Source organism: Mesorhizobium sp. M0029, assembly GCF_040323735.1.
Lineage (GTDB): Bacteria > Pseudomonadota > Alphaproteobacteria > Rhizobiales > Rhizobiaceae > Mesorhizobium.
Genome location: NZ_JAMYVF010000014.1, coordinates 185,048 through 192,214 on the forward strand (window position 1 = coordinate 185,048; position 7,167 = coordinate 192,214).

Here is a 7,167-nt window from a genome sequence, read left to right on the forward strand (position 1 = left end):
GTCGACCGTGACCAAGGAAGTCGAGCACTTCGCCGAGGACCCCACCCGCCTCGCTTCGCGAGGCACCCTCCCCGCGAGGGGGAGGGGAACCGCCTCTACTTTCCACCATCCCATCAGGCTGATAGGCTCGCCATATCCCGGGAGGAAACGGCGATGGCGATCAATCTCGACGAGCTCAAGAACGCCACCAATCTGCGCGGGCGCGGCAGGGCGTTCATCGCTCCGCTCGACGGCCGGGCACATGTGTCGGGCGACCGTTCGGTGCCGCTGCTCGACAAGACGATCCCTCAGCTTTTCTCCGACACGGTCGGCAGATACGCCACGCAGGATGCTGCCGTCTTCGTCGGACAGGACAAGCGCTTCACCTGGAGCGAATTGTCGGACACGGTCGATACGCTCGCCGCCGGCTTCCTGGCGCTCGGCCTCGAAAAAGGCGACCGTGTCGGCATCTGGTCGCCCAACCGCTGGGAATGGCTGGTCACCCAATTCGCCACCGCTCGCATCGGCCTGATCCTGGTCAACATCAACCCGGCCTACCGGCTGACGGAGCTGGAATATGCCCTCAACAAGGTCGGCTGCAAGGCGCTGGTCACCGCCGCCAGTTTCAAGACCTCCGACTATCTCGGCATGATCGAGACGCTGGCGCCGGAGCTCGCCAAGGCCACCCCCGGCAAGCTCAAGGCGCAGAAATTGCCGACGCTGAAGATCGTCATTAGCATGGGCGACGACAACTCGCCCGGCATGTTCAATTTCGCCGATGTGCTGTCGATGGCCGGCCGCGACGAGCATGACAGCCTCGACCGCATCTCCGAAGGGCTGAAGCCGGGCGAGGCCATCAACATCCAGTTCACATCAGGCACGACGGGCGCGCCCAAGGGCGCGACGCTGACCCACACCAACATCGTCAACAATGGCAATTTCGTCACCGCTGCGATCAAGCTCACCGTCGACGACCGGCTCTGCATCCCGGTGCCGCTCTACCACTGCTTCGGCATGTCGATGGGCACGATGGGCTGCGTCACCAAGGGCGCGACCATGGTGTTTCCTGGCGAGGGTTTTGACGCCGGCGCGACGCTGAAGGCGGTGGCGCAGGAACGCTGCACCGGCCTCTACGGCGTGCCGACCATGTTCGTCGCCATGCTTGACCACGCCGACTTCACCAGCTTCGATCTCTCCAGCCTGCGCACCGGCATCATGGCGGGCTCACCATGCCCGATCGAGGTGATGAAGAAGGTGGTGACGCTGATGCATATGGAAGAGGTGACCATCGCCTACGGCATGACCGAGACCAGCCCGGTCTCGTTCCAGAGCAGCGTCGACGATCCGCTGGAAAAACGCGTCTCCACTGTCGGCCGCATCCATCCGCATGTCGAGGTCAAGGCCATCGACGCCGAGGGCGCCACCGTCGCAATCGGCACGCCCGGGGAGCTGTGCACCCGCGGCTATTCCGTGATGAAGGGTTATTGGGACGACGCGGAAAAAACCCGCGAGGCGATCGACAGCGATGGCTGGATGCACACCGGTGATCTCGCCACCATCGACTCCGAGGGCTATTGCAACATTGTCGGCCGGGTCAAGGACATGGTCATCCGCGGCGGCGAAAACGTCTATCCCAGAGAGGTCGAGGAATTTCTCTATCGCCATCCCAAGGTCAAGGAGGTGCAGGTGTTCGGCATTCCCGACGCCAAATATGGCGAGGAGCTGTGCGCCTGGATCGTGCTGAAGCCCAACCAGATCGCGACCGAGCAGGAGATCAAGAATTTCTGCGCCGGCCAGATCGCCCACTACAAAATCCCCCGCTACATCCGCTTCCGCACCGAACTGCCGATGACGGTGACGGGCAAGCCGCAGAAGTTTCTGATGCGGGAAGCGATGGTGGAGGAACTGGGGCTGGTGGTGCAGAAGACGGCGTAGGGTGATCTAATTGCCTGCGTTACGAGACTGGATTGCCGCTGACAATGGTCGTTATCGGTAGCGTATTGGCGATTTCCCCTCAGGGCGAAACCGTTGACCACTTCCTAAATATATGACCACCTCGTAACGAAGCGTTTGCTTGCAGGTTGTACCATGGTGCCGGGAAACATGACCGGCTCAACAAAGGTGAGGAATGCCAAGCGTCAATCCTGACGTGCTAAAGTGGGCCCGCGAAACGGCCGGGTTCGATCTCGAAGGTGCAGCAAAAAGGCTGGGCCTCAAGGACACGCGTTCTGTCGCAGGTCCAGATCGTCTTGCGGCGTTGGAAAATGGCGATGGCGAACCTTCCCGGCCCTTGCTCCTAAAGATGGCAAAACACTACCGGCGCCCGTTGCTTGCGTTCTATCTGCCCGCACCCCCTAAGCGGGCGGAGCGTGGTGAGGATTTCCGCACCTTGCCGGTGGATTATGCTCGGCGAGACGAGGCATTAGTTGATGCTTTGCTGCGCGAAGTTAGGGCAAGACAAGAGATGGTTCGCTCCCTGCTCGAAGTTGAAGACGAGGCAAAAAAGCTGTCTTTCGTCGGAAGCTTCGACGCTAATGGCAGTACCAAGGCACTAGCAAAGGAAATTAAGGACGCTCTTAGTTTCAATCTTACTCAATTCAGGCGGGGTGGCCGAAATGACGCCTTCGCTTATTTGAGGAACCTCACCGAACAAATCGGTGTCTTCGTGCTGTTGATTGGGAATCTTGGAAGTCACCACAGTGCTCTTGACGTTGAGCTTTTTCGTGGGGTTGCCTTGGCGGATCCTATCGCGCCTTTCGTCGTCATAAACGATCAGGATAGTGAAGCAGCGTGGTCTTTTTCACTGCTGCATGAATTGGCGCATATCTGGATCGGCCGCACGGGAATCAGCGGCGCAAATCCTTCCACTGCAGTCGAGGTATTCTGCAACGACGTTGCTGGCCAAATCCTCATGCCCGAAGGTGAAGCTGGTCGTGAGGACGCTTTGCGCGGCGCGCCAACCGAACAAGTCATCGCTAGAATAAGGCAGCTCGCTGAGGCTTGGCGCGTGAGCCATTCTGCAGTCAACTATAAGCTGTTTCGCGAGGGCATTATTTCGCGCGAAGTGTGGGCCGAGATTAGTGGCATCTTTCGCCGCTTGTGGCTTCAGAACCGGGCGACCGCGCGAGAGCGAAATAAGGAGAACGAGAACGGACCCGATTATTATGTAGTCCGACGGCATAGGCTGGGTAACCGACTAGTGGCCCTTTCTGGGCGGATGCTTGCCGAGGGCGTTCTCTCGCCATCTATGGCGAGTCGAATCTTGGGCGTTAAGCCGACCAACGTTTACGCTCTGACGGGGTTGTCGACTGCTGGCACCTCTGGCCGCGCAGCTTGAGGGGGTAACGATTTATCTCCTCGATGCCAACGTCCTAATCACCGCCAAGAACTCGTATTACGCATTTGATCGCGTGCCCGAGTTCTGGGACTGGTTGCTGCATTGGGGTGAACAAGGTGCAATCAAGATTCCCGTCGAAATCCTCGAGGAAATCGTAGGGGGTACAGACGACCTGGCTCAATGGCTTGGTGACAAAGACAATAAGAATGCGCTTTGCCTCGAGGAAGAAGCCGATGTCGGGCGGGTTCAAGATGTCTTGGCGAACGGCTATGCCCATGACCTTACCGACGCCGAAATCATCAAGATCGGACGTGATCCTTTTCTGATATCGTATGCCATGTTTGCTCCGGATGTCCGGACGGTTATCACGACCGAAGTTTCAAAACCGGCAGCACAACGTGCAAATCGCAGAATTCCTGATGTCTGCAACCAAATGCATGTGGTATGGGGTGATAGTTTCTTGCTAGTTCGAGAGCTCAATTTCTCGACCAAATGGCGTGACCGCGTTTAGAGCATAGCTCATCGCTTCATCCATCGACCTAGTGTGCAAGCCCCTCACACCCCAGCACCGCCCCATCCAGCCCGCGAATGATCTTCGCCAACTCGACGCACTCATCATGCCGCACCTTGTTGCGGCGCCAGGCGAGGCAGATCGTGCGTTGCGGCATTGGCTCCTGGAACGGCACGATCTTGAGGTCCGGCATGGCGCTGGCCGGCCTTGCCGCCATTTCGGGGATGAGCGTGACGCCGAGACCATGCGCCACCATCTGCAGCAGCGTCGTCAGGCTGGTGGCGCCGTAGCTTGCCATCGCTACGGGACGCACGCTGCCGCACAGGGCCAGCGCCTGTTCGCGCAGGCAGTGGCCTTCCTCCAAAAGCATCAACCGCTCCAGCGCCGGGCTTTCCGGCGGCACCGGTGGCGAGGCGAAGGCTGGATCTCCGGCTGGCACGGCGAGGAAGAAGCGGTCGGCGAACAGTTCCTCGGTGACCAGGCCCGGCTGCTCGAGCGGCAGCGCGGCGATGAAGGCGTCGAGCCGTCCGGTTGCCGTGTCCTCGACCAGTGATGCCGTCACTGCTTCGCGCAGTTCGAGCTGCAGGGACGGAAAATGCCGCTTCAGCTCCGGGAGCACATGCGGCAAAAGATACGGCGCCACGGTCGGGATGATGCCCAGCCGGAAGCGGCCTTCCATGGCCGGGCGGCCGCGCCGGGCCGTCGTCTCGACATCACTGATGTCGCGCAGGATGCGCTCGATGCGTGGCAGCAGCGCTTGCGCCTCTTCCGTCATCCGCACCGTCTTGCCGCCGCGCTCGAACAGCCGGCAGTTCAGCCTTTGCTCCATCTCGGCGATTTGCGCGGACAGCGCCGGCTGGCTGACGCCGGCGAGTTTTGCGGCGCGGCCGAAATGCAGCGTTTGCGCCAAAGCCTCGAAATATTGCATCTGCCGCACGGTCAAGCCAATCATAAGGAAAGCCTATCGCAACAAACAGGAAAGGCAATTTGTTTTTATCGAAGAGACGGCTTAGTCTGGAACCATTCCAGAGTGGCGCGGCTCCCGGCCGGCCCGGAAAAAACAACACATAAATCAGCAATTCGGAGGCCAAGATGGACGCGATGACCGACGACAACAGCGCCGGCAAATGCCCGGTCGCGCATGGAACCTCCGCCAGGACCAACCGCGACTGGTGGCCGAACCAGCTCGACATCGGCGTTCTCCACCAGCAGTCGAGCCTTTCGGACCCGATGGGCGAAGCTTTCGACTACGCCGCGGAGTTCAAGACGCTCGACCTCGACGCGGTGATCGAGGATTTGCACAAGGTGATGACGGATTCGCAGGATTGGTGGCCGGCCGATTTCGGCCATTACGGGCCGCTGTTCATCCGCATGGCCTGGCACAGCGCCGGCACCTATCGCATCGGCGACGGCCGGGGTGGCGCCGGTGCGGGCCAGCAGCGTTTCGCGCCGCTGAACAGTTGGCCGGACAACGCCAATCTCGACAAGGCGCGCCGGCTGCTGTGGCCGGTCAAGCAGAAATACGGCCGCAAGATCTCCTGGGCCGACCTGTTGATTCTCACCGGCAACGTCGCGCTGGAATCGATGGGCTTCAAGACCTTTGGCTTTGCCGGTGGCCGCGCCGATGTCTGGGAGCCCGAGCAGGATGTCGACTGGGGTTCGGAAACCAAGTGGCTCGACGACAAGCGCTATTCCGGCGACCGTGAGTTGCACGGCCATCTCGGCGCGGTGGAGATGGGCCTGATCTACGTCAACCCGGAAGGGCCGAACGGCAAGCCGGATCCGCTGGCCTCGGCCCGCGACATCCGCGAGACCTTCGGACGCATGGCAATGAACGATGAGGAAACCGTGGCGCTGATCGCCGGCGGCCACACCTTCGGCAAGACCCATGGCGCCGGTGATGCAACACTGGTCGGCGCCGAGCCGGAAGGCGCGGGCATCGAGGCGCAGGGCCTCGGCTGGTCGAGCAAGCATGCCACCGGCATTGCCGGCGATGCGATCACGTCCGGCCTCGAAGTTACCTGGACGACGACGCCGACCAAGTGGAGCAACAACTTCTTCGACAATCTCTTCAACTTCGAATGGGAGCTGACCAAGAGCCCGGCCGGGGCCCATCAGTGGACGCCGAAGGGCGGCTCTGGCGCGGCTACGGTGCCGGACGCGCACAATCCCTCGAAGCGTCATGCGCCGGCAATGCTGACCACCGACCTCGCGCTGCGGGCCGACCCGGCCTATGAGAAGATCTCGCGCCGCTTCCACGAGCATCCGGAGCAGTTCGCCGATGCCTTCGCCCGTGCCTGGTACAAGCTCACCCATCGCGACATGGGGCCGGTCGTGCGGTATCTCGGCCCGCTGGTGCCGAAGGAAGAGCTGATCTGGCAGGATCCGGTTCCGGCCGTCGACCATGAGCTGGTCAGCGACCAGGATATCGCATTGCTGAAGGCCAAGATCCTGGCTTCGGACCTCAGCGTTTCGCAATTGGTCTCGACCGCCTGGGCCTCGGCCTCGACCTTCCGCAACTCCGACAAGCGCGGCGGCGCCAATGGCGCGCGCATTCGTCTGGCGCCGCAGAAGGACTGGGAGGTCAACCAGCCTGTCGAACTGGCCACCGTGCTGGCGAAGCTCGAAGCCATCCAGAACGAGTTCAACGCAGGCGGCAAGAAGGTCTCGCTGGCCGACCTCATCGTGCTCGGCGGCGTCGCCGCGGTCGAGAAAGCGGCGCAGGATGGCGGCAATGCGGTGAAGGTTCCCTTCACGCCCGGCCGCACCGACGCCTCGCAGGCGCAGACCGACGTCCATTCCTTTGCGGCGCTCGAGCCGAAAATTGACGGCTTCCGCAACTATGTCAGGGGCAAACCGCCGATGTCGGTCGAAGCCATGCTGGTCGACCGGGCGCAACTGCTCAACCTGACGGCGCCGGAGATGACGGTGCTGGTTGGTGGCCTGCGCGTGCTCGGCGCCAACACCGGCGGCTCGAAGCATGGTGTGTTGACCGACAGGCCGGGCACGCTGACGAACGACTTCTTCGTCAACCTGCTCTCGATGAGCACCATCTGGGATCCGGCCTCCGAGCCGGGCTCGCATGAGGTCTATGAAGCACGCGACCGCAAGACCAGGGCAGTCAGGTGGACCGCCACACGCGCCGACCTGATCTTCGGCTCGCATGCGCAGCTGCGCGCGCTGGCCGAGGTCTACGGGTCGGCGGATGCCGGGCAGAAATTCGTTGGCGATTTCGTCAAGGCGTGGACCAAGGTGATGAACGCCGACCGTTTCGACATCGCTGCCTGATACAACCTCCCAAACGAAGGGGGCGGGGGCCCCGCCCCCCCCCGGGGTTTTT

General features: G+C 61.6%; 5 protein-coding genes. 4 read left to right on the plus strand and 1 reads right to left on the minus strand.

Annotated features, from left to right (window positions below):
• The first annotated feature begins 153 nt into the window (after window positions 1-153).
• The 3 genes from NKJ76_RS22610 to NKJ76_RS22620 all read left to right on the plus strand — a co-directional run bounded on the left by NKJ76_RS22610 (window position 154) and on the right by NKJ76_RS22620 (window position 3,827).
• A complete protein-coding gene (locus tag NKJ76_RS22610; RefSeq protein ID WP_352463228.1) occupies window positions 154-1,914 on the plus strand; it encodes an AMP-binding protein in 1,761 nt (586 codons plus the stop codon).
• A gap of 193 nt (window positions 1,915-2,107) precedes the next feature.
• Window positions 2,108-3,316, plus strand: a complete 1,209-nt coding sequence (locus NKJ76_RS22615; protein ID WP_352463227.1) for an ImmA/IrrE family metallo-endopeptidase — start codon at window positions 2,108-2,110, stop codon at window positions 3,314-3,316.
• 10 nt (window positions 3,317-3,326) lie between these two features.
• On the plus strand, window positions 3,327-3,827 hold the full coding sequence (locus tag NKJ76_RS22620) for a DUF4411 family protein (RefSeq protein ID WP_352538401.1): 501 nt from the start codon (window positions 3,327-3,329) through the stop codon (window positions 3,825-3,827).
• 28 nt (window positions 3,828-3,855) lie between these two features.
• On the opposite strand, the gene NKJ76_RS22625 is transcribed toward NKJ76_RS22620, so the two are convergent.
• Entirely contained in the window at window positions 3,856-4,779 is a 924-nt protein-coding gene (locus tag NKJ76_RS22625) for a hydrogen peroxide-inducible genes activator (RefSeq protein ID WP_352463226.1), read from the minus strand.
• 140 nt (window positions 4,780-4,919) lie between these two features.
• Here NKJ76_RS22625 and katG point away from each other — a divergent pair, with 140 nt between their 5' ends.
• Complete coding sequence (gene katG / locus NKJ76_RS22630) at window positions 4,920-7,115, plus strand: catalase/peroxidase HPI (RefSeq protein ID WP_352538396.1); 2,196 nt, start codon at window positions 4,920-4,922, stop codon at window positions 7,113-7,115.
• The last annotated feature ends 52 nt before the right edge of the window (window positions 7,116-7,167 follow it).

Bases quoted from the DNA above. Each gene is read 5' to 3' on its own strand.
- NKJ76_RS22610 (WP_352463228.1), top strand. From the start codon at position 154: ATGGCGATCAATCTCGACGAGCTCAAGAACGCCACCAATCTGCGCGGG.
- NKJ76_RS22615 (WP_352463227.1), top strand. From the start codon at position 2,108: ATGCCAAGCGTCAATCCTGACGTGCTAAAGTGGGCCCGCGAAACGGCC.
- NKJ76_RS22625 (WP_352463226.1), bottom strand. From the start codon at position 4,779: ATGATTGGCTTGACCGTGCGGCAGATGCAATATTTCGAGGCTTTGGCG.
- katG (WP_352538396.1), top strand. From the start codon at position 4,920: ATGGACGCGATGACCGACGACAACAGCGCCGGCAAATGCCCGGTCGCG.